At 72.0% G+C, this 19,059-nt stretch carries 18 protein-coding genes; 8 read left to right on the top strand and 10 right to left on the bottom strand.

What is annotated here, in order from left to right:
• Window positions 1–56: 56 nt before the first annotated feature.
• The 4 genes from YU1_RS0106160 to YU1_RS0106145 are packed head-to-tail and all read right to left on the bottom strand — an operon-like array spanning window position 57 to window position 4,568.
• Window positions 57–1,598, bottom strand: a complete 1,542-nt coding sequence (locus YU1_RS0106160) for an L-aspartate oxidase (protein WP_029003319.1) — start codon at window positions 1,596–1,598, stop codon at window positions 57–59.
• Complete coding sequence (nadA, locus tag YU1_RS0106155) at window positions 1,595–2,581, bottom strand: quinolinate synthase NadA (protein WP_425339135.1); 987 nt, start codon at window positions 2,579–2,581, stop codon at window positions 1,595–1,597. The genes YU1_RS0106160 and nadA overlap by 4 nt, the downstream gene beginning before the upstream one ends.
• Window positions 2,582–2,637: 56 nt before the next feature.
• A complete protein-coding gene (locus tag YU1_RS0106150; RefSeq protein WP_029003317.1) occupies window positions 2,638–3,606 on the bottom strand; it encodes an NUDIX hydrolase in 969 nt (322 codons plus the stop codon).
• A gap of 38 nt (window positions 3,607–3,644) precedes the next feature.
• The gene (locus YU1_RS0106145; RefSeq protein ID WP_029003316.1) at window positions 3,645–4,568 is read right to left on the bottom strand and encodes a LysR family transcriptional regulator; all 924 of its coding nucleotides are present in this window, start codon (window positions 4,566–4,568) and stop codon (window positions 3,645–3,647) included.
• A 109-nt stretch (window positions 4,569–4,677) separates the two neighbouring features.
• Here YU1_RS0106145 and YU1_RS0106140 point away from each other — a divergent pair, with 109 nt between their 5' ends.
• Window positions 4,678–5,511 carry an oxidoreductase gene (locus YU1_RS0106140; protein WP_029003315.1) on the top strand — a complete coding sequence of 278 codons (834 nt, stop codon included), beginning with the start codon at window positions 4,678–4,680 and terminating at the stop codon, window positions 5,509–5,511.
• 41 nt (window positions 5,512–5,552) lie between these two features.
• Here YU1_RS0106140 and YU1_RS0106135 read toward each other — a convergent pair whose 3' ends face one another.
• A complete protein-coding gene (locus YU1_RS0106135; protein ID WP_029003314.1) occupies window positions 5,553–6,404 on the bottom strand; it encodes a LysR family transcriptional regulator in 852 nt (283 codons plus the stop codon).
• Between the two features lie 226 nt (window positions 6,405–6,630).
• On the opposite strand from YU1_RS0106135, the gene YU1_RS0106130 reads away from it, so the two are divergent.
• On the top strand, window positions 6,631–6,831 hold the full coding sequence (locus tag YU1_RS0106130; protein ID WP_029003313.1) for a hypothetical protein: 201 nt from the start codon (window positions 6,631–6,633) through the stop codon (window positions 6,829–6,831).
• A 24-nt stretch (window positions 6,832–6,855) separates the two neighbouring features.
• Here the strand turns inward: YU1_RS0106130 and YU1_RS0106125 are convergent, their stop codons facing one another.
• Together YU1_RS0106125 and YU1_RS28225 are read right to left on the bottom strand one after the other, a co-directional pair.
• On the bottom strand, window positions 6,856–7,752 hold the full coding sequence (locus tag YU1_RS0106125) for a hydroxymethylglutaryl-CoA lyase (RefSeq protein ID WP_029003312.1): 897 nt from the start codon (window positions 7,750–7,752) through the stop codon (window positions 6,856–6,858).
• Between the two features lies 1 nt (window position 7,753).
• Window positions 7,754–9,172 (bottom strand): aminotransferase-like domain-containing protein, encoded by a 1,419-nt coding sequence (locus tag YU1_RS28225; protein ID WP_245263239.1) that lies wholly within the window; start codon window positions 9,170–9,172, stop codon window positions 7,754–7,756.
• Between the two features lie 147 nt (window positions 9,173–9,319).
• Between YU1_RS28225 and YU1_RS0106115 the strand changes: the two genes are divergently transcribed.
• The 6 genes from YU1_RS0106115 to YU1_RS0106090 all read left to right on the top strand — a co-directional run bounded on the left by YU1_RS0106115 (window position 9,320) and on the right by YU1_RS0106090 (window position 16,044).
• Window positions 9,320–10,639: a hydroxymethylglutaryl-CoA reductase, degradative gene (locus YU1_RS0106115; protein WP_245263238.1), complete on the top strand. Its 1,320-nt coding sequence runs from the start codon at window positions 9,320–9,322 to the stop codon at window positions 10,637–10,639.
• Between the two features lie 276 nt (window positions 10,640–10,915).
• On the top strand, window positions 10,916–11,425 hold the full coding sequence (locus YU1_RS0106110) for a hypothetical protein (RefSeq protein ID WP_198018850.1): 510 nt from the start codon (window positions 10,916–10,918) through the stop codon (window positions 11,423–11,425).
• Window position 11,426: 1 nt separating this feature from the next.
• Entirely contained in the window at window positions 11,427–12,812 is a 1,386-nt protein-coding gene (locus YU1_RS0106105) for a tripartite tricarboxylate transporter permease (RefSeq protein ID WP_029003309.1), read from the top strand.
• A gap of 154 nt (window positions 12,813–12,966) precedes the next feature.
• Window positions 12,967–14,130 carry an MFS transporter gene (locus YU1_RS0106100; RefSeq protein ID WP_035714043.1) on the top strand — a complete coding sequence of 388 codons (1,164 nt, stop codon included), beginning with the start codon at window positions 12,967–12,969 and terminating at the stop codon, window positions 14,128–14,130.
• Window positions 14,131–15,234 (top strand): amidohydrolase family protein, encoded by a 1,104-nt coding sequence (locus YU1_RS0106095; protein WP_156921980.1) that lies wholly within the window; start codon window positions 14,131–14,133, stop codon window positions 15,232–15,234.
• A 63-nt stretch (window positions 15,235–15,297) separates the two neighbouring features.
• Window positions 15,298–16,044 carry an IclR family transcriptional regulator gene (locus YU1_RS0106090; protein ID WP_029003306.1) on the top strand — a complete coding sequence of 249 codons (747 nt, stop codon included), beginning with the start codon at window positions 15,298–15,300 and terminating at the stop codon, window positions 16,042–16,044.
• A gap of 51 nt (window positions 16,045–16,095) precedes the next feature.
• Here the strand turns inward: YU1_RS0106090 and pcaF are convergent, their stop codons facing one another.
• From pcaF to YU1_RS0106075, 3 genes are read right to left on the bottom strand one after another with little or no spacing between them, the layout of a single operon-like run.
• Window positions 16,096–17,295 (bottom strand): 3-oxoadipyl-CoA thiolase, encoded by a 1,200-nt coding sequence (pcaF, locus tag YU1_RS0106085; RefSeq protein ID WP_029003305.1) that lies wholly within the window; start codon window positions 17,293–17,295, stop codon window positions 16,096–16,098.
• Window positions 17,296–17,330: 35 nt separating this feature from the next.
• Window positions 17,331–18,098 (bottom strand): CoA-transferase subunit beta, encoded by a 768-nt coding sequence (locus tag YU1_RS0106080; RefSeq protein ID WP_029003304.1) that lies wholly within the window; start codon window positions 18,096–18,098, stop codon window positions 17,331–17,333.
• Between the two features lie 13 nt (window positions 18,099–18,111).
• Window positions 18,112–18,975, bottom strand: coding sequence for a CoA transferase subunit A (locus tag YU1_RS0106075; protein WP_029003303.1), 864 nt, complete (start codon window positions 18,973–18,975; stop codon window positions 18,112–18,114).
• Window positions 18,976–19,059 lie beyond the last annotated feature (84 nt).

Genomic DNA, 19,059 nt, shown 5'->3' with positions numbered 1-19,059 from the left:
GCGTCCGGCGCGGGATCAGGCGCCCACGCGCGACCGGAGCGGACCGAGCCTCCGCCTCACGCCATCTCGCGCGCCGCCACCTCCTGGGCGTCCGCCAGCGCCGCGGCGAGGGTGAAGCGGGTGCGGCGCGGCGGGGCGGCATCGGGAAAGTCGGTGCGGCAATGGGCGCCCCGGCTCTCCTCGCGCCCGAGCGCCGCCACCGCCATCATCAGCCCGACCCGCGCCGGACCGGCCGCTGGACCGCCGCCTTGCGCCAGCGGCAGCAGCGCGCGCACGGCTTCGGTGAGCCCGGCCGCGTCGCGCAGCACGCCCAGCCCGCGCGACAGGATGGGCCGCACCAGGGCCGGATCGGGCGCCATTGGCAGGTCCGGCACGCGCCCGGGAGCCGTCCGCCAGGCGGGGGTGCCGCCAAGGCTCCGCGCCACCAAGCCGGCGCACACCGCCGCCTCGGTGAGCGAATTGCTGGCCAGCCGGTTGGCGCCGTGCAGGCCGGTGGAGGCCGCCTCGCCGCAGGCCCACAGGCCGGGCAGCGTGCTGCGCCCTTCCCCGTCCACGGCGATGCCGCCCATGTGGTAGTGCGCCGCCGGGCGGATGGGGATGGGTTGGCGCGCCGGGTCGAGGCCCGCCGCCCGGCACAGGCCGGCGATGGCCGGGAAGCGCCCGGAAAAGCCGCCGGCGTGGCGCTGCTCGATGGCCCGCGCGTCCAGCAACACGCGGTGCCCGGCCGAGAGGTGCCGCCACACCCGCCGCGCCACCACGTCGCGCGGCGCCAGTTCCGCCCCCGGCGCGTCGGCCATGAAGCGAGTGCCGGTCTCGTCGATCAGCGTCGCCCCCTCGCCGCGCACCGCCTCGCTGATGAGCGCCATGGGGCGCGCCGGGCCGTCCAGCGCGGTGGGGTGGAACTGCACGAACTCCGGGTCGGCCAGCACGGCCCCCGCCTCGGCCGCCAGCAGCAGCCCCTGCCCCCAGGCGCCGCGCGGATTGGTGCTGTCATGGAACAGCCCGCCGACGCCGCCGGTGGCGATGATGACGCGATCGCTCGCCAGCACCAGCGGGCGCCCCGCCGCGTCCGCCGCCAGCACGCCCGCCACCCGCCCATCCGCCAGCAGCAGCCGGCGCGCGGAAACGCCTTCCAGCAGGGCGAGCGCGGGCGTGCGCCGGGCCGCCTCGGCCAGCGCGCGCATGATCTCCCGCCCGGTGCCGTCGCCGGCCGCATGGACGATGCGGCGGCGGCCGTGCGCCGCCTCCAGGCCCAGGGCGAGGCTGCCGTCCGCCGCCTGGTCGAACCGCGCGCCGAGCGCCGCCAGCGCGGCGACGGCGGCGGGCGCCGCCTCCAGGATGCGGCGGGCGACGGCGGCATCGCACAGGCCGTCCCCCGCCTCCAGCGTGTCCGCCAGATGCTGCGCGGGGTCGTCGTCCGCGCCCATGCTCGCCGCCAGCCCGCCCTGCGCCCAGGCGCTGGAGGCCTCGGTGCCGAGGGGCGCCTGCGCCAGCACCACCACCGGCTCGGGCGCCAAAGCGAGCGCGGTCATCAGCCCGGCGAGGCCGCCGCCGATGACGACCGGCCGCCCGGCCAGGGATGCCGTGTCCGGGCTCATATCGCCAGCATCCGCTCCACCGCCCGCCGCGCCCCGGCGGCGACGGCGGGATCGATGGTGACCTCGTGCCGGTTCTCTTCCAGCGCCGCGCGGATGGCCTTCAGCGTGATGCGCTTCATGTGCGGGCACAGGTTGCAGGGGCGGATGAACTCCACCTCCGGATGGAGCACGGCCACGTTGTCGCTCATCGCGCATTCGGTCAGCAGCACCACGCGCGAGGGCTGATGATCGGCCACATAGTCGGCCATGGCGGCGGTGGAGCCGGAGAAATCGGCCACCGCCACCACCTCCGGCGGGCACTCGGGATGGGCCAGAACGACCACACCGGGATGGCCCTCGCGCACTTCGGCGATGTCGGCCGGCGTGAAGCGCTCATGCACCTCGCAATGGCCGCGCCAGGGGATGATCTCCACCTTGGTCTCGGCGGCGACGTTCCGCGCCAGATATTCGTCGGGCAGCATGATCACCCGCTCGGCGCCGAGCGCCTCCACCACGGCGCGCGCATTGCCCGAGGTGCAGCAGATGTCGGAACGCGCCTTCACCGCGGCGGAGGTGTTCACATAAGTGACCACCGGCACACCGGGATAGCGCGCGCGCATCGCGTCCACGTCGGCGGGGGTGATGGAGTCCGCCAGCGAGCAGCCGGCGGCGAGGTCCGGGATCAGCACGGTTTTGTCCGGGTTCAAGAGCTTGGCGGTCTCGGCCATGAAGTGCACGCCCGCCAGCACGATGACGTCGGCCTTAACCGCCATCGCCTGGCGCGCCAGCGCCAGGCTGTCGCCGACGATGTCGGCGACGCAGTTGAAGATCTCCGGCGTCTGGTAATTGTGCGCCAGGATCACCGCGTTGCGCGCCCGCTTGAGGGCGAGGATGGCGTCCACATCCTCCGCGAAGGCCGGCCATTCCACCGCCGGAATGACCCGGCGCACCCGTTCGTAGGCCGGCGCGGTGCGCTCCAGCAGGTCGGTCATATGGCTTGCCATGTTATACTCCGATTGAGCATTTCCCCGACAAATGATTATCCTGAGTATAAGTCCTGTCAACCCCGCGCGAGCGGCAGCTTGGTTCCGGCGACGGCGCGCTCCGCCAGGACCGCATGGCGGAAGCGGAACAACTTGGCGGGGCGCCCGCCGGTGTCGGTGGCGGTGGCGCCGGTTTCCTCCACCAGGTCCTGCTGCTCCATCAGGCGGCGGAAGTTCTGCTTGTGCACCCCGCGCCCGGCCAGCGCCTCGACGCTGCGCTGGAGCTGCAGCAGGGTGAAGGCGGGCGGCATCAATTCGAACACCACCGGGCGGTATTTGATCTTGGCGCGCAGCCGGGCGATGCCGGTGGCGAGGATGCGGCGGTGGTCGCTCTCCATGGCCCGGCCCGGCACCAGCGGGCCGGCGGCGGGGCGCCCGTCCCGCGCCGCCTCGGCCACCAGGCCCGCCTCATAGAGCAGTTCGTAGCGCTGGAGCGCCCATTCCTCGTTCCAGCCGTCGCCGTCGCGCCCGAAGGCCAGGGCCGCGCGCCGCGCCCGTTCCGCCCGCCCCGCCCGCCCGGCATCCTTCGCCCAGGCATCGAGCGCGGGGGCAATGGCCTCGGCGATCAGCGCCGGGGCGCCGGCGCGATGGTCCTCCCAGGGGAAATAATCGTACCAGTCGCGCCAGCCGTCCGCCCCCGCGCCGGCCCCCGCCTCCTCGCGGGCGAGGCCGAGGTAGGAGATGGAAATGACCCGCAGCTCATCATCGCCGGTGGTGCGGTCGCGGTCGGCGAAGGTGTAGAGCTGCTCCACATAGCCGAGCGGCAGGCCGGTCTGCTCCTCCACCCAGGCGCGCAGGCCGAATTGCAGCGAGCGGTGGCGGTGCTCGAACGGGCCGGAGGGCAGGCCTGTGCCGCCGCGCACGGTCATCACCCGGGGCGCGCCGCCGGTGACGGCGACGAGCACCGCGATCAGGTCCGCCGCCACGGCGCGGCCGGCCTCGTCGCGCGGCCGCGGCTCACCTGTTCCCGCCCGCGCCCCCGTCATCGCCCCGCTCCCCGCATCCCGCATTCGTCCGCCGCCGCTCATGCCGGCCCGGCCTCGGCCGCCACCCGCCGCACGCTGTCGATGAAGGCGCGCAGCGCCGGTGCCATCTGCCTCTGGCGCGGATAGCACAGGAACAGGCCGGGGAACATGGCCGACCAGTCCGCCAGCAGCGGCACCAGCCGGCCGGTGGCGATGTCGTCCGCCACCGTCTGCTCCACCGGAAAGGCGATGCCGGCGCCCCGGATCGCCGCGCGCCGGGCCAGCTCCTTGTCGTTGACGATCAGCGGGCCGTCCACCGCCACCGAGAACCAGCCGCCGTCCTCGCAGAACTCCCAGGCATAGGGCGTGGCGTGGCCGGGCCAGCGCCAGCGGATGCAGCGGTGCTGAACGAGGTCACGCGGATGCTCAGGCCGCCCGTGCGCCGCCAGATAGCCGGGCGAGGCCACCGCCACCTGGCGCAGCTCGGGGCCGAGGCGGACGGCGATCATGTCGCGCGCGATCACCTCGCCGATGCGGATGGCCACGTCGAAGCCGGCGGCCACCACGTCCACCACCGCGTCGTCCAGGGTGATATCCAGCACCACGTCGGGATAGTCCCGCGCGAAGCCGGCGAGCATCGGCTCCAGGCAGCTCTCGGCGGCGGAGCGGAAGGCATGCACCTTGACCGAGCCGGCCGGGCGCCCGCGCGCGCCGCGCACCTGGCCGATGGCCGCGCCCAGCTCCGACACCGCCGGCCGCACCCGGCGGAACAGCGCCTCCCCCGCCTCGGTCAGCGCCACGCTGCGGGTGGTGCGGTTGAGCAGCCGGACACCGACCCGCTCCTCGAAGCCGCGCACCATCTGGCTGAGCGCGGAGGGCGACACCCCGAGCGTCTCCGCCGCGCGGCTGAAGCTCAGCAGTTCGCCCACCGCCACGAAGGCCCGCAGCTGGTTGCAGTCGCTGCCGGAGAGCAGGGAATCCATGGGGACACCGGAGATTGTTTAGCCCGCCTTACAAGTCCTATCAGACATCGCGCCATTCTGCATGGGAGGCCGGCGTGGGAGGCTCCGTCCGTCAACAGGAGCTTCCCCCATGAAGACATGGTTCATCACCGGCATTTCCCGCGGCTTCGGGCTGGAGCTGGCCAAGGCGGCGCTGGCGCAGGGCGACACCGTCATCGGCACCGTGCGCGCCGCCGCCCCCGACCTTGCCGCCGGCTCCGGCACCCTGCACGTGCTCACCGTGGACCTCGCCGACGGCGACGCCGCCGAGGCCGCGATGGAGAGCGCCTTCGCCAGCGCCGGGCGGATCGACGTCATTGTCAACAATGCCGGCTACGGCCTGCTCGGCGCCATCGAGAAGGCCACCGACGCGGAGGTGGCCCGGCTGTTCCAGGTGGACGTGTTCAGCCCGTTCCGCATCATCCGCGCCGCCCTGCCCCACCTCAGGGCGCAGGGATCGGGCCACATCGTCAACATCACCTCCGTCGCCGGGCGCGCGCCGGGCGCCGGCGCCGGGCTCTACGCTGCGGCCAAGCACGCCCTGGAGGGCCTCTCCAGCAGCCTCATGCTGGAGGTGGAACCGCTGGGCATCCGCGTGACGGCGGTGGCGCCGGGGGCGTTCCGCACCGATTTCCTGTCCGGCCATTCCATCCGCAAGAGCGGCGCGGAGGGCGAAGCCTATGCGGCGAGCGTCGGGCGCACCTCGGCCGCCTTCGACGCCATGGCGGGCCGGCAATTGGGCGACCCGGCGCGGGCGGCTGAGGCCATCCTCGCCGCCGTGGCGGCGGACGAGCCGCCGCGCCATCTGCTGCTGGGCTCCGACGCCCTGCGGCGCACGCGGGTGAAGCTGGACGCGGTGATCGAGGAGATGGACCGCTGGGAGGACGTGACGCTGGCCACCGACTTCCCCGCCGCCGCCGCATAGGCCGCGCGGGATGCCCCCGGCGGCGATCGCCGGGGGCGTGCCTAGGCCTTGGCGGCGCGCAGGATGGCGGAAAAGCCGCGCAGGGCAGCCCGCGCGGGCCGGTCGGCGGCGCTGGAATAAAGCACCACGTCGCGGCTCGGCAGCGGCGGCAGGCCGAGCCGCGCGCCCACCTCCACCGTCCCTGGCGGCACGGAACGGCGGCCGAGGCCAGCCACCGCCAGGCCCGCCGAGACGGCGGCGCCCAGGGTGGCGAAGCCCCCGCCCACGAACACCTCGGTCCAGGCGATGCCGGCCGCGTCCAGCGCGCCCACCACCATGGCCCGCACCCCGCAGTTGCCCGGCTGGGTGGCGAGCGACAGCGGCGCGCCGGGGCGGTGCTCGAAATCCGGCGTCGCCATCCAGGCGAAATGCTGGGCGAACATCACGTCGCCGTCGCGCCGCCGATTGTCGTGCTGGAGCACGAAGGCGGCGTCCACCGCGCCGGCGTCGAACTGCTCCAGCAGGTCGCGGGAGGTGGAGATGCGCAGCTCCAGCACCACATGCGGCTCGGCGGCGGACATGCGCTTGATCAGCAGCGGCAGCTCGGCGCCGACGATGTGGTGGCTGATGCCCACCACCAGCCGCCGCCGCTCGGCGGTGAAGGATTGCAGCGCGTCGCGATGCGCCGCCGCCAGCGCCCGCGCCGGCTCCAGGAACAGCCCGCCGTCGGCGGACAGGCGCACCATGCGCGGCGTGCGCTCGAACAGGCGCCGGCCGAGCACCGCCTCCAGCCGCTTGATCTTGAGGCTGACCGCCGACTGCGTGGTGTCCAGCGCCTCGGCGGCGCGGGTGAAGCTCTTCAGCTCCGCCACCAGCACGAAGGCCTGCACCGCCTCCACATCCAGAGCTTTCATCGCCTGCGCCAGTCATTGAAATCCGCAATCACTGAAATCTGTAGTGATGCGTTTTTCAATGATCAAGCTCACGCTAGCGTGCGATCGACCCGCATCTAAGCACTTCGGTGCTGCGATGCGGGTCGTGAATCGCTCTCCATCAATAAGCGAGAGACTGATTCACCGATCAGGTTGATTCAGCCTGATCGGATCAGGCTCTGGCGTCCGGGCCATCAGGAGGTCCGTCATGTCCCGCTTTCCCGGCCAACCGCCGTCCGTGACCCGCTACGAGCCCTGGCACGGCGGCTGGCGGCCCTTGTCCGCGCCGCAGCTGTCCGCGCCGGCGGTGGCGGCCCTGCATGCCGCCGTGGTGCTCGCGGCGGCGATCCTCGCCAGCCTCGCGGCCGGCGGGCTCGCCCTGCTGCTGCGGCCGCTGCTGGCGCCGTGAGGGCGCCGGCCCCGCCCTTCGGCCTCACCCCATGCGGGCCTTGGCCACGTGGGAGGCCGGCGGGCGGCCGATGGCGGCGGAGATGAACATCGCCGTCTCCACCAATTGGTCGAGGTCGATGCCGGTGCGGATGCCCATGCCGTGCAGCATGTAGACCAGGTCCTCGCTCGCCACGTTGCCGCTGGCCCCCGCCGCGTAAGGGCAGCCGCCGAGCCCGCCCACGGAGGCATCCAGCACCGACACGCCGCGCTCCAGGCAGGCATAGATGTTGGCCAGCGCCTGGCCGTAGGTGTCGTGGAAATGCAGCGCCACCTGCGCCACCGGCACCTGCGCCAGCACCGCGTCCAGCATGGCCACCGCCTTGCGCGGCGTGCCCACCCCGATGGTGTCGCCGAGCGAGACCTCATAGCAGCCCATCTCCGCGAGGCGGCGCGACACCTCGGCCACGGCGGTGGACGGCACCTCGCCCTGGTAGGGGCAGCCGAGCACGCAGGACACATAGCCCCGCACCTTCACGCCGGCGGCGGCGGCCGCCGCCATCACCGGGGCGAAGCGCTCCAGGCTCTCCTCGATGGTGCAGTTGATGTTCTTCTGCGAGAACGCCTCCGAGGCCGAGGCGAACACCGCCACCTCGGTGACGCCGGCGGCGAGCGCCGCCTCCAGGCCCTTCATGTTGGGCACCAGCACCGGATAGGACACGCCGGGCGCGCGGGCGATGCCGGCCAGCACGTCGGCGCTGTCGGCCATCTGCGGCACCCATTTGGGCGAGACGAAGCTGCCCGCCTCGATGCTCACCACGCCGGCCCTGGCGAGGCGGTCGATCAGCTCGATCTTCACCGCCGCCGGCACGATGGCGGCCTCGTTCTGCAACCCGTCGCGCGGGCCGACATCGACGATGCGGACGTTCTTGGGAAAGGCCATGTCAGGTGGTTCCGTTCTGGAGCATGGACACGGGCCCCCGGCTGCCCGGCAGCGCCCGCGCGAGGAAATGGAGAAAGCGCGGGTCGGCGCCATAGGCGACGTTCACCCGCATGGCGCCCGCCTCCAGCGGCGCGCGGCCGGGGCGAAAGATCTGCCCCGGCGCCAGGAAGATGCCCTCGGCCGCGGCGGCGCGGGACAGCTCCAATTCGTCCACCCCGGCCGGCAGTTCCACCCAGAGATAGAAGCCCGGCACCTTGCTGGCGTGCACCTTCAGGCCCAGCGCGCCCAGCTCCGCCACGGCGCGCTTGCTGGCCTCCTCCAGCCGGGCGCGCAGGCGGCGCAGGTGGCGCAGATACTGGCCGCCCTGGATCAGGCCGAAGATGAAGCGCTCGACGAAATCCGACGTCGCCACGCAGGTGATCATCTTGATGTCGCTCAGCGCGGCGATGAGGGCGGGATCGCCCGCCACGAAGCCGCTGCGCAGGCTGGCGGAGAGCGTCTTGGCGAAGGTGCCCACATAGAGCACTCGGTCGAGCTGGTCGAGCGCGGCGAGGCGCGGCAGGGTCGAGGGCAATATGTCGGCGAAGGCATCGTCCTCCACGAGGCGAAAGCCCCAGCGCTCGGCCGCCTGGAGCAGGCCGAAGGCGCAGGCGGGCGAGAGCGAGCCGCCGGTGGGATTGTGCGCCAGGGACTGGGTGAAGAACAGCTTCGGCCGCCCCAAAGCGAGCTTCGATTCGAGGTCGTTCAGGTCCGGCCCGTCCGGGCCGCGGCGAATGCCGACGATCTGCGCCTTGGCGAGCGTCAGCTTGCCGAACAAGGGGTAGTAGCCGGGATCGTCCACGAACACGATGTCGCCCGGCTCCACCAGATGGCGGATGATGAGATCGAGCGCGTGGTTGGCGCCGTGGGTCAGCAGCAGGCCGTCCGGCGGCACGGCGATGGAGCGGTCCAGCAGCATGACCCGCAGCCGCTCGCGCAAGGGGGCGTAGCCGCGCACGCTGCCATAGCCGAAGTCCACGCTCTCCGGCCCGGCCACCTTGAAGCCGGAGAAGTGCCGGCTGAGCTCGGACGCCTCCATCCAGGAGGCGGGCGGGCGGCCGTCGCCGGGGCGCACCTCGTGGTGCTGGTCCAATTGCTCGCGCAGCAGCGAGACCACGTCGGCGGCCTCCACCACGTGCGGGCGCTCGGCGGCGCCATGGGCGAGATCGAGATGCGCCACGTAGTAGCCGGAGCCGGCGCGGGCCTCCAGCAGGCCCTCGGAGACCAGCCGGTCATAGGCTTCCGCCATGGTGTTCTTGGACACGCCATGGGTCTGCGCCGCCTGCCGCACGGAGGGCAGGCGCTCGCCCAGCTTGAAGCCGCCCGCGCGCAGCACGCCGCTCACATGATCGACGATCTGGTCCACGCGCGTCAGCCGCACCGGCCGTTCCTCCTTCAACCGTCCCTGCCCTTTTATTGGGACAGTCATGGCAAAACGCCGACGAACTGTCCCTTGATTGTCCCCTGAATGCTAGGACAGTTTCGCGCATCGTCAATGAAGAATTCAAGAACCGGAAAGGGAGGCCTCGTGAGCTCGCAGTCGTCCGCGCCGCAGATCAATTCGCGCCAGATCAATTCGCGTCTCGAAAACTACCGCAACAAGACCCCGGCCGAGCGGCTGGCGGCCCTCGCCCAGGCGGTGAGCCTGAGCGCCGAGGACGTGGCGGTGTTCGGGGAAAAGGGCGCCCTGCCCGTCGAGCGCGCCAACGGCATGATCGAGAACGTCATCGGCACGTTCGAATTGCCGCTCGGCATCGCCACCAATTTCCAGGTCAACGGCCGCGACTATCTGGTGCCCATGGTGGTGGAGGAGCCCTCGGTGGTGGCCGCCGCCTCCTACATGGCGCGCATCGCCCGTGACCACGGCGGCTTCGAGACCTCCAGCACCGCGCCGGTCATGCGCGCCCAGGTGCAGGTGCTCGGCCTCACCGACCCCTATGGCGCGCGCCTGAAGCTGCTGGCGGCGCGCCAGCAGATCCTCGATCTCGCCAATGCCCGCGACAAGGTGCTGATCGGCCTCGGCGGCGGCTGCAAGGACATCGAGATCCACGTGTTCCCGAACAGCCGGCGCGGCCCCATGGTGGTGCTGCACCTGGTGGTGGACGTGCGCGACGCCATGGGCGCCAACACGGTGAACACCATGGCGGAAGCCGTGGCGCCCACAATTGAGCAGCTGACCGGCGGGCAGGTGCGCCTGCGCATCCTTTCCAACCTCGCCGATTTGCGCCTCGCCCGCGCCCGGGTCTGCATCCCCGAGGCGGCGCTCGCCACCAAGGACTTCAGCGGCCGCCGCATGATCGAGGGCATCCTGGACGCCTACGAGCTGGCCGCCATCGACCCCTACCGCGCCGCCACCCACAACAAGGGCATCATGAACGGCATCGACCCGGTCATCGTCGCCACCGGCAACGACTGGCGGGCGGTGGAAGCCGGCGCCCATGCCTATGCGGCGCGCAGCGGTCTCTACACCTCGCTCTCCACCTGGGAGATGGATACGCAGGGGCGCCTCGTCGGCACGCTGGAAATGCCCATGGCCGTCGGCCTCGTGGGCGGCGCCACCAAGACCCATCCGGCCGCCCAGGCGGCGCTCAGGGTGCTGAAGGTGACGAGCGCGCAGGAACTGGCGGAAGTCACCGTGGCGGTGGGCCTCGCCCAGAACATGGCGGCGCTGCGGGCGCTGGCGACCGAGGGCATCCAGCGCGGCCACATGGCCCTGCATGCCCGCAACATCGCCATCGTCGCCGGCGCCGTGGGCGCGGAGATCGATCATGTCGCCGCCGAGCTGGCGCAGGCGCACGACGTGCGCACCGACCGGGCGAAGGAGATCCTCGCCCGCCTGCGCGGCTAGCGCACGTTCAGAGACTGATTCACCGTTCAGGTTGATTCAACCCGAACGGATCAGGCTCTAGCGCCCCTAATTGAGCGCGGGCGCCCGCACGCCCGCGCTCAAGCCTGCCGGCGGACCCGCCAACGTCCGCCGGCGCACGGCCGGAACCCGAGCCCGCACGGGCCACACCGATACGGCGGCGGCATCGCGCAACCGATGCCGCCGCCGCGCACGCCGCCAACGTGCGCCCGACGCCAAAAAGCATAAGACACCGCACAGGGAGGATCAGGACCAGACGTGCAAGGAGCATCCACGCCACATCCGTCGCTCGCGCGACCCCCGGCCCCGCCATCGCGCACCCGCCCCGCCGGCCATCTGGCCGAGGTCTGGGGCGACGTGGTGGACCTGCGCCACCTCGCCGCCGCGGTGGTGATCGGCGCCGCCGTCAGCCTCGGCACCTATCTCGTCGCCGCCCGCATCTTCGCCGGCTTCATCGCCGTGGCGGCGGTGGGCCAGGCCTATGCCATGCTGGTGGGCCTCGTCGGCTGCCTCGTCAGCGGCGTGATCTGCGCCCGCCTGTTCGCCCCCAAGCGCGAGGTGCTGGAGACCGCAGCCGATCCGGCCTGGCGCATCGCCGCCTTGGAGCAGCTCGCCGGCGAGACCGGCAGCATCGGCAGCGTCGCCGATCTGCCGCCGGAAGTGGCCGCCGAGATGAAGGAGCTCGGCCTCTACGATTTGTTCGCGTCCTATGACGGCGACGTCGCGCAAACCGCCAGCCGGCCCCAGGCCGCCACCAAGGGGGCATGAGATGGACGGGCTTCTCTACGATATTCTCGTCGCGCTGGGCATGGGCGTCGCCGGCGCCGTCGCCTTCTCGCTCATCGGCCTCGTCTCCGGCACCGACGAGACCACCACCATCGCCCCGGTGACCCTGCTGGTGGTGCTGCTGGGCGTGCCGCCGGTGGGCGTGTTCACCTTCTGGCTCGCCGCCGCCGTGTCCAAGCACATGACGCACGCGGTGCCCACCGCCTTGCTGGGCATTCCCGGCGACACCATGGCGGTGCCGCTGCTGCAACAGGCCACCGCCTTGCGCAATCTCGGCGTGCCGCACATCGCGCTGCGCAAGATGATCTCCGGCGGCCTGATCGCGGCGGTGATCGCGGTGCCGCTCTCGGTGGGCTTCGCGCTGCTGCTGGCGCCGTTCGGGCAGATGATCACCACCGCCGCCCCCTGGATCTTCCTCGGCGCCGCGCTGCTGATCGCCTACTTTTCCGCCGGCAAGTGGGCCTCGGTGTTCGCGCTGGTGCCGTTCGTGCTGCTGGTGGTGGCGTTGCAGACCTTCACCGCCAAGTTCGGCGTGAAGCTCGGCGTCAGCTACTTCCTCGGCATCGCCATCGGGCCGCTGGTGGCCGATTTGTTCTCGGTGCTCTCGCCGATCGAGCGCGGGCGCATGCACCGCGACGGCCCGCGCCGCTTCTCGCTGGCCCCCGACGTGAAGGCGTGGGGCGGCTATTTCCCCAACCCGTTCAAGGTGCTCGACCGCGCGCAGTTGGCCTGGACCACGGGCGCGGCGGCGGTGACCAGCGCCACCTTCGTGTTCAGCCCGGTGGCCATGACGGTGATCATGGGCGAGGTGGTGGGGGCGCGCATCAAGCATGCTTATCACCGGCTCACCACGGTTCTGGCGGTGCGCAACGGCGTGACCGAATCCACCTATATCGCCGAGGCGCTGATCCCGCTCATCGCCTTCGGCCTGCCGCTCTCCCCGGTGGCGGCGGGCCCGGCGGCGCCGCTGTTCAACGCCCCGCCGCGCTTCATGGTGGACGGCCCCGGCGGGCAGATCGTCAACCTGCACACGCTGATGACCCCCTGGCAGTTCCTCGGCTACGGCCTCTTGGCGGTGTTCATCGCGGCGCTGGTGGCCTATCCGTTCGCCATGAACTACGCCCGCGTGGCGGCGGCCTTCGTCTCGCGGCGCATCAGCCATGAGGCGATCATCGCCACCTTCGTCGGCCTGGTCATGGTGATCGGCGTGTGGGAGGGCCAGTTGCTGGGCCTCATGGTCATCGTCGCCATGGGCCTCGTCGGCGGCCTGCTCTACCGCGTGCTCGGCTTCAACACCGGCGTGCAGTTCATGGGCTATTACACCGCCGTCCTCACCGTCCCGGCGCTCACCAAGCTCATCACAGGCTAGCCCCGCCGGCACCTTCGCGACCTCAGGAAAGGCGGCCCGCTGCGCGGAGCCGCCTTTTTCGCGTCCGACGCCCCGCAGGCGCCGGGCGTTGACGAATGCCGCGTCCCGGCGCATAACCGAACAACGGTCACAACGACCGACTAACGGTTATTTTATGCCCGACGCGCCCCATCCCTCGCCGCTCGCCGCCGTCCTGCTCCTGCTCGTCGCCTGCCTCACCATCATGGTGGGGTGCGTGATCGTGCCAGGCGTCGAGCAGGCGGCGGCCGGGCTGAAGGTGGGCAGCCCCGGCTGGCTGGTGACGCTGCCGGCGCTGGGCGTGATCCTGGGCAGCCCGCTGGCCGGACGGCTGATCGACCGGCACGGCGCCTATCTCACCCTCGCCATGGGCCTTGCCGCCTACGGCCTGCTCGGCGCGGCGGGGCCGCTGCTGCATGGCCCGGCGCCGGTCTATCTCGACCGCCTGCTGCTGGGCCTCGCCACCGCCTGCGTGATGACCGGCGGCACCACCCTGATCGCGCGGCTGTGGCGCGAGCCGGCGGCGCGCCTGCGCATGATCGCGCGCCAGGGCATGGCCATCGAACTGGGCGGCGTCGTCTTCCTGGCGCTCGGCGGCTGGCTCGCCACCCTGGACTGGCGCGCCCCCTTCCTGCTCTATCTGCTGGCCTGGCCGCTGCTCGGCCTCCAGCTCGCCCGGCTGCCGCGGCCGGGCGCGGGCGCGGCGCGGGCGGACCATCCAACGGGGCCCGTGCGCCGGCCGCTGGGCCTGCTGGCCACCGCCACCGCCGCCATGCTGATCTTCTTCATCGGCGTGCTCGGCCTGCCCGTCCGGCTCGGCACGGCGGGGCTGGACAGCGCCGGCATCGGCCTGTTCCTGTCCTTCACCTCGCTGGTGGCGGTCTGCGCCGCCTCGCAGATGCCGCGCCTCGTGCGCGGGCTCGGGCACCATGGCGTCTATGCGCTCGCCTTCGCCTGCTATGCCGCCGCCTTCGCGCTGTTCACCGGCGAACTGCCGCTGGCCGCGCGGGTGGCGGGCGGGGCGCTGATGGGCTGTGGCTTCGGCCTATCCGTGCCGCTGCTCAACCACCATGTGATCGAGACCAGCGCGCCGGGCGAGCTTGGCCGGCAGCTCGCCGCCCTGGCCCTGTCGCTGTTTCTCGGCCAGTTCCTCGCCGCCTTCGCCGAGCGCCTGCCCGGCGCGCCCGGCACGGGGTTCGCGCTCGCCATCCTGCTCGCCGCGCTGGTCGCGTCCGCCCATCTTTACGCCCGCCTGCGCCCCGCCCGCCGGCTGATCGCCGCTTCACCAGGAGACCGCTAGATGCCCAAGTCCATCCCCTCCCGCCGGCAGGTGCTCGGCGTGGCCGGCGCCCTCGGCGCAACGGCGCTCGCCGGCCACGCCCTCGCCGCCGATGCCGGATCCGCCGCGCCCGCCCACGCCCCGCCTGCCCCCGCCGCCGGGCGGGTCGGCAAGATCGCCCTGGAAGAGCACATCATCTTCCCCGATTTCATCGACTACCTGGCCGAGACCAAGCAGAACATCCGGCCCGACCTGTTCGACAAGGTGGTGCCGATCCTGTCCGATTTCGGCGAGCGCCGCCTCGCCACCATGGACGCCAACGGCGTGGACATGTCGGTGCTGTCCATCTCCGGCCCCGGCGTGCAGATCGAGCCCGACACCGCCAAGGCGGTGCGCCTCGCCGCCTCGGCCAACGACCGGCTGGCCAAGGAGATGCAGAAGCAGCCGCGCCGCTACGGCGGCTTCGCCCATCTCGCCTTGCAGGATCCCCGCGCGGCGGCGGACGAGCTGGAGCGCTGCATGCGCGACCTCGGCATGCAGGGCGCGCTGGTGAACGGCGAGACCAACGGCGCCTATCTGGACGAGCCCCGCTACGAGGTGTTCTGGGAGCGGGTGGCCGCGCTCAAGGCCGCCGTCTACATCCATCCGGGCAACCCGCCCGCCATGGCGCCGGCCTATGCCGACCATCCCGAATTGTGGGGACCGACCTGGAGCTGGGCGGCGGAGACCTGCACCCACGCGCTGCGGCTGATCTTCCGCGGCACCTTCGACCGCCACACCGACGCGCGCATCATCCTCGGCCACATGGGCGAGACGCTGCCGATCCAGCCCTCGCGCCTCGACAGCCGCTTCCCCATCAGCAACCAGCGCTACACGCTGCGCCGGAAGCCCTCGGACTATATCCGCGACAACGTCTTCATCACCACCTCGGGCGTGTTCTCCGATTCGGCGCTGCGCTGCGCGCTGGACGCCATCGGCCCGCGCAACGTCATGTTCTCCATCGACTATCCGTTCGAGGACAGCAAGGTGGCGTGCGACTGGATGGACCATGCGGGCGCGAGCGCGGCGGAGCGGCAGGCGGTGGCCTCCGGCAACGCCGCCGCGCTCTTGCGGATCACCCGGTAGCGCCGGCTTGACGCCGCCCCGGCCTTGGCGTTGCGTGCCCGGCCGGAGCAGGAGAGGACGCGGGTGGAACAGGACAAGGACCTCAACAGCGGGCAGGTGATCGCCCGCGCGGCGGCGGTGCTGCGCGCCCTGGAGGGGCAGAGCGAGGGCCTGACCCTCGCCGCCCTGGCGCGCGCCACCGAGCTGCCGCGCACCACGGTCCAGCGCCTTGTCACCGCCTTGCAGGCGCAGCAGCTCGCGCTGGGCGTCGATGGCCGCTTCCGCCTCGGCCCGGCCATCACCCGCCTCGCCGGCGCCGCGTTCCTGGACGTGGCCGGGGTGGCGCGCCCGCATATCGAGGCGCTGGGCCGCGCCACGCACGAGACGGTCAATCTCTCCGTGCTGCGCGGCACCCACGCGGTGCTGGTGGACCAGGTGGCCTCGGACCGGGAATTGCGCGTGGTGACGCCGGTGGGCTCGGCCCTGCCGCTCTATTGCACCGCCCATGGCAAGGCGTTGCTGGCGGCGATGAGCGATGCGGAGGTGGAGCGCCGGCTCGCCATGCCCTGGGAGCAGCGCACCGACCACACCGTCCGCACCCTCAAGGCCCTGCTGCGGGATCTGGCGGCGATTCGCGCGGCCGGCCTCGCGCACGACGTCTGCGAGCATCTCGACGGCGTCTGCGGCATCGGCATCACCCTGGAGACGCAGACGCCGGAGCGCTACGCGCTCTCCATCGTCATGCCCGAGGCGCGCTATGCCGGGCAGCACCCGCACCTCGCGGACGCGCTCCGCCACGCCGCCACCGCCATCGACGACGTGTTCCGCTGAGCGGGCGTCGGCCGCCCGCTCCGGACCACGCTTGGCGCGGCCGCGCCGCGCTCAGGCCGCTTCGATCGCCAGCGCGATGCCCTGGCCGACGCCGATGCACATGGTGGCGAGCGCGCGGCGCCCGCCCCGGCGCTTCAGCTCCAGCGCCGCCGTGCCGGCGAGCCGCGCGCCCGAGGCGCCGAGCGGATGGCCGAGCGCGATCGCCCCGCCGTTCGGATTGACGAAATCCGCATCGTCCGGCAGGCCGAGGTCGCGGGTGACGGCCAGCGCCTGGCTGGCGAAGGCCTCGTTCAGCTCCACGAGATCGATGTCGCCCATGGCCAGCCCGAGCCGGGCCAGCAGCTTGCGCGTGGCCGGCGCCGGGCCGAAGCCCATGATGCGCGGCGGCACGCCCGCCGTCGCCCCGCCGCTGACGCGGGCGAGCGGCGTCAGGTTCCAGCGCGCGCAGGCGGCGGCGGAGGCGATCAGCAGGGCCGCCGCGCCGTCATTCACCCCCGAGGCATTGCCGGCGGTGACCGTGCCGCCGGCGCGGAAGGGCGTGCCGAGCCTGGCGAGGCCCTCCAGCGTGGTGTCGGCGCGGATGTGCTCGTCGGCGGCGACCGTCACGGTGCCCTTGCGCCCGGCGATCTCCACCGGCTGGATCTCCTGCGCGAAGAGGCCCGCCGCCTGGGCGGCCGCCGCGCGGTGCTGGCTGCGCAAAGCGAAGCCGTCCTGGTCGGCACGCGAGACATGGAAGTCGGCGGCCACATTCTCCCCCGTCTCCGGCATGGAATCGACGCCGTAGGCGGCCTTCATCTTCGCATTGACGAAGCGCCAGCCGATGGTGGTGTCGTAAATCTCCGCCTGGCGCGAGAAGGCGGATTCCGCCTTCGGCATGACGAACGGCGCGCGCGACATGGATTCGACGCCGCCGGCGATGATGAGGTCGGCTTCGCCGCTCTTGATCTGCCGCGCGGCGATGGCGATGGCATCGAGGCCCGAGCCGCACAGCCGGTTGACCGTGGTGCCGGGCACGCTGACCGGCAGGCCGGCCAGCAGCACCGCCATGCGGGCCACGTTGCGATTGTCCTCGCCCGCCTGGTTGGCGCAGCCGAGGATCACCTCGTCAACGGCCTCCGGATCGAGCCCGGCGTTGCGCGCCAAAAGCGCGCGCAGCGGCACCGCCGCCAGGTCGTCCGGGCGCACCGGCGCGAGGGCGCCACCGTAGCGGCCGAAGGGCGTGCGCATGTAATCGACGATGAAGGCGTCCATCCCGTCCTGCCTTTATGCTTGATGTTTGGGGTGCCTCAGGCCGCGTGCGCGGCCTTGGTGCGGGCGTGCAGGTCGCGCAGGATCGCCAGTTCCTCGGCGGTCGGCGCCGGCGTCTCGCCGGGCTGGGCGGAAAAGCGCAGCGGCCACATGCAGGCGGCCTGGACCTGATCGCGCGTCACGCCCGGATGCAGCGACACCACGGTCAATTCGCGGCTCTCCGGGTCCGGCTCCATCACGCACAAATCGGTGAAGACGCGGGTCGGCCCCTTGGTGGCGAGGCCGAGGCGGGCGCGATGATCGCCGCCCTCGCCATGGCCCATGGAGGTGATGAAGGGCAGCTTCTCCACGAAGGCGCGCGAGCCCATGGCCATGGTGATGAACACCTCGCCGCTCTGGGCCGCGATCTCCGGTGCGCCGCCGCCGCCCGGCAGCCGCACCTTCGGCCTGTCGTAGGGCCCGACCACGGTGGTGTTGAGATTGGCGAAACGGTCGATCTGCGCGCCGCCGAGGAAGCCGATGGTGATGCGCCCGCCCTGGAGCCAGTAGCGGAACATCTCCGGCACCGAGACGGTGGTGAGCGCAGTGTCGCACAATTCGCCGTCGCCGATGGACAAAGGCAGCACGCGCGGCTCGGTGCCGATGGTGCCGCTCTCATAGATCAGCGTGATGCCCTCGGCATGGGTGAGGCGCGCCAGGTTGCAGGCGGCGGAGGGGGCGCCGATGCCGACGAAGCACACGTCGCTCGCCTTGAGCGCGCGGGCGGCGGCGATGGTCATCATTTCGGTGGGGGTGAAGTCGCTCACGGGTCCGCCTCCTTTAGGACGCTGCGGCCAGCGCGGCGGGGCGCGCATGGACGGCGAAATCCGCCGGGGTCTTCTTCATCACGTTCGCGTCCATCCAGGCGAGGAAGGTGTCGCGGTCGCGGGCGATGGCGTCCCAGGCGATGTAGAAGGCGTTGGCGCGGCTGTAATAGCCGTGGGCATAGGAGGGATAGGCCCCGCCCGGCACGTGGCTGATGGCGGTCACCGTCCAGGACGGCAGGATGACGGCGTTGGGCGAGCGCGGGCCGAAGTCCTCGACGATCTCCTCCACCGTGACCACGGAGCGCTTGGCCGCCAGCACCGCTTCGCGCTGCACGCCGACGATGCCTTCCAGGGCGACATTGCCGTGCCGGTCGGCGCGCTGGGCGTGGATGATGGCCACATCCGGCCGGATCGCCGCCACCGCCGCCAGCACCTCGCCGGTGAACGGGCAGGTCACGCTGCGGATGTTCGGGTTCACCTTCGGCAGATCAGTGCCGATATAGCCGCGCAGGGTGGCGAACGGCAGGTTGGCGGCCCCCGCCTCATAGGCATTGGCCATGGCGGCGTGGGAATGCTCCTCGATCGCCAGCGGCCGGGGCCAGGCGTTCTCCACCGCGTCGCGGAAGCGGTGCAGCGAGCCCACCCCGGGATTGCCGCCCCAGGAGAAGCGCAGCGCCCGGGCGCAGCCCATGCCGATGAGCTGGTCGTAGATCAGGTCCGGCGTCATGCGCACCAGGGCAAGGTCGCGCCGGCCCTGGCGGATGATCTCGTGGCCCGCCGCATGCGGGATGAGATGGGTGAAGCCTTCCATCGCGACCGTATCGCCGTCGTGCACGCACGCGCGGATCGCGTCCTCCAGCGACAAGAATTGCGCCATCTCTCCCATCCTCGTTTTGTGCGTTATGCGCACAATGAATGATTATCGCACGGATGGTGCCGCGAGCCCGGCGAGAGGGTCAAG

Source organism: Azorhizobium doebereinerae UFLA1-100 (genome assembly GCF_000473085.1).
Lineage (GTDB): Bacteria > Pseudomonadota > Alphaproteobacteria > Rhizobiales > Xanthobacteraceae > Azorhizobium > Azorhizobium doebereinerae.
The sequence above is the reverse complement of the archived record's forward strand: the minus strand, read 5'-3'. Positions and strand labels throughout refer to the sequence as shown.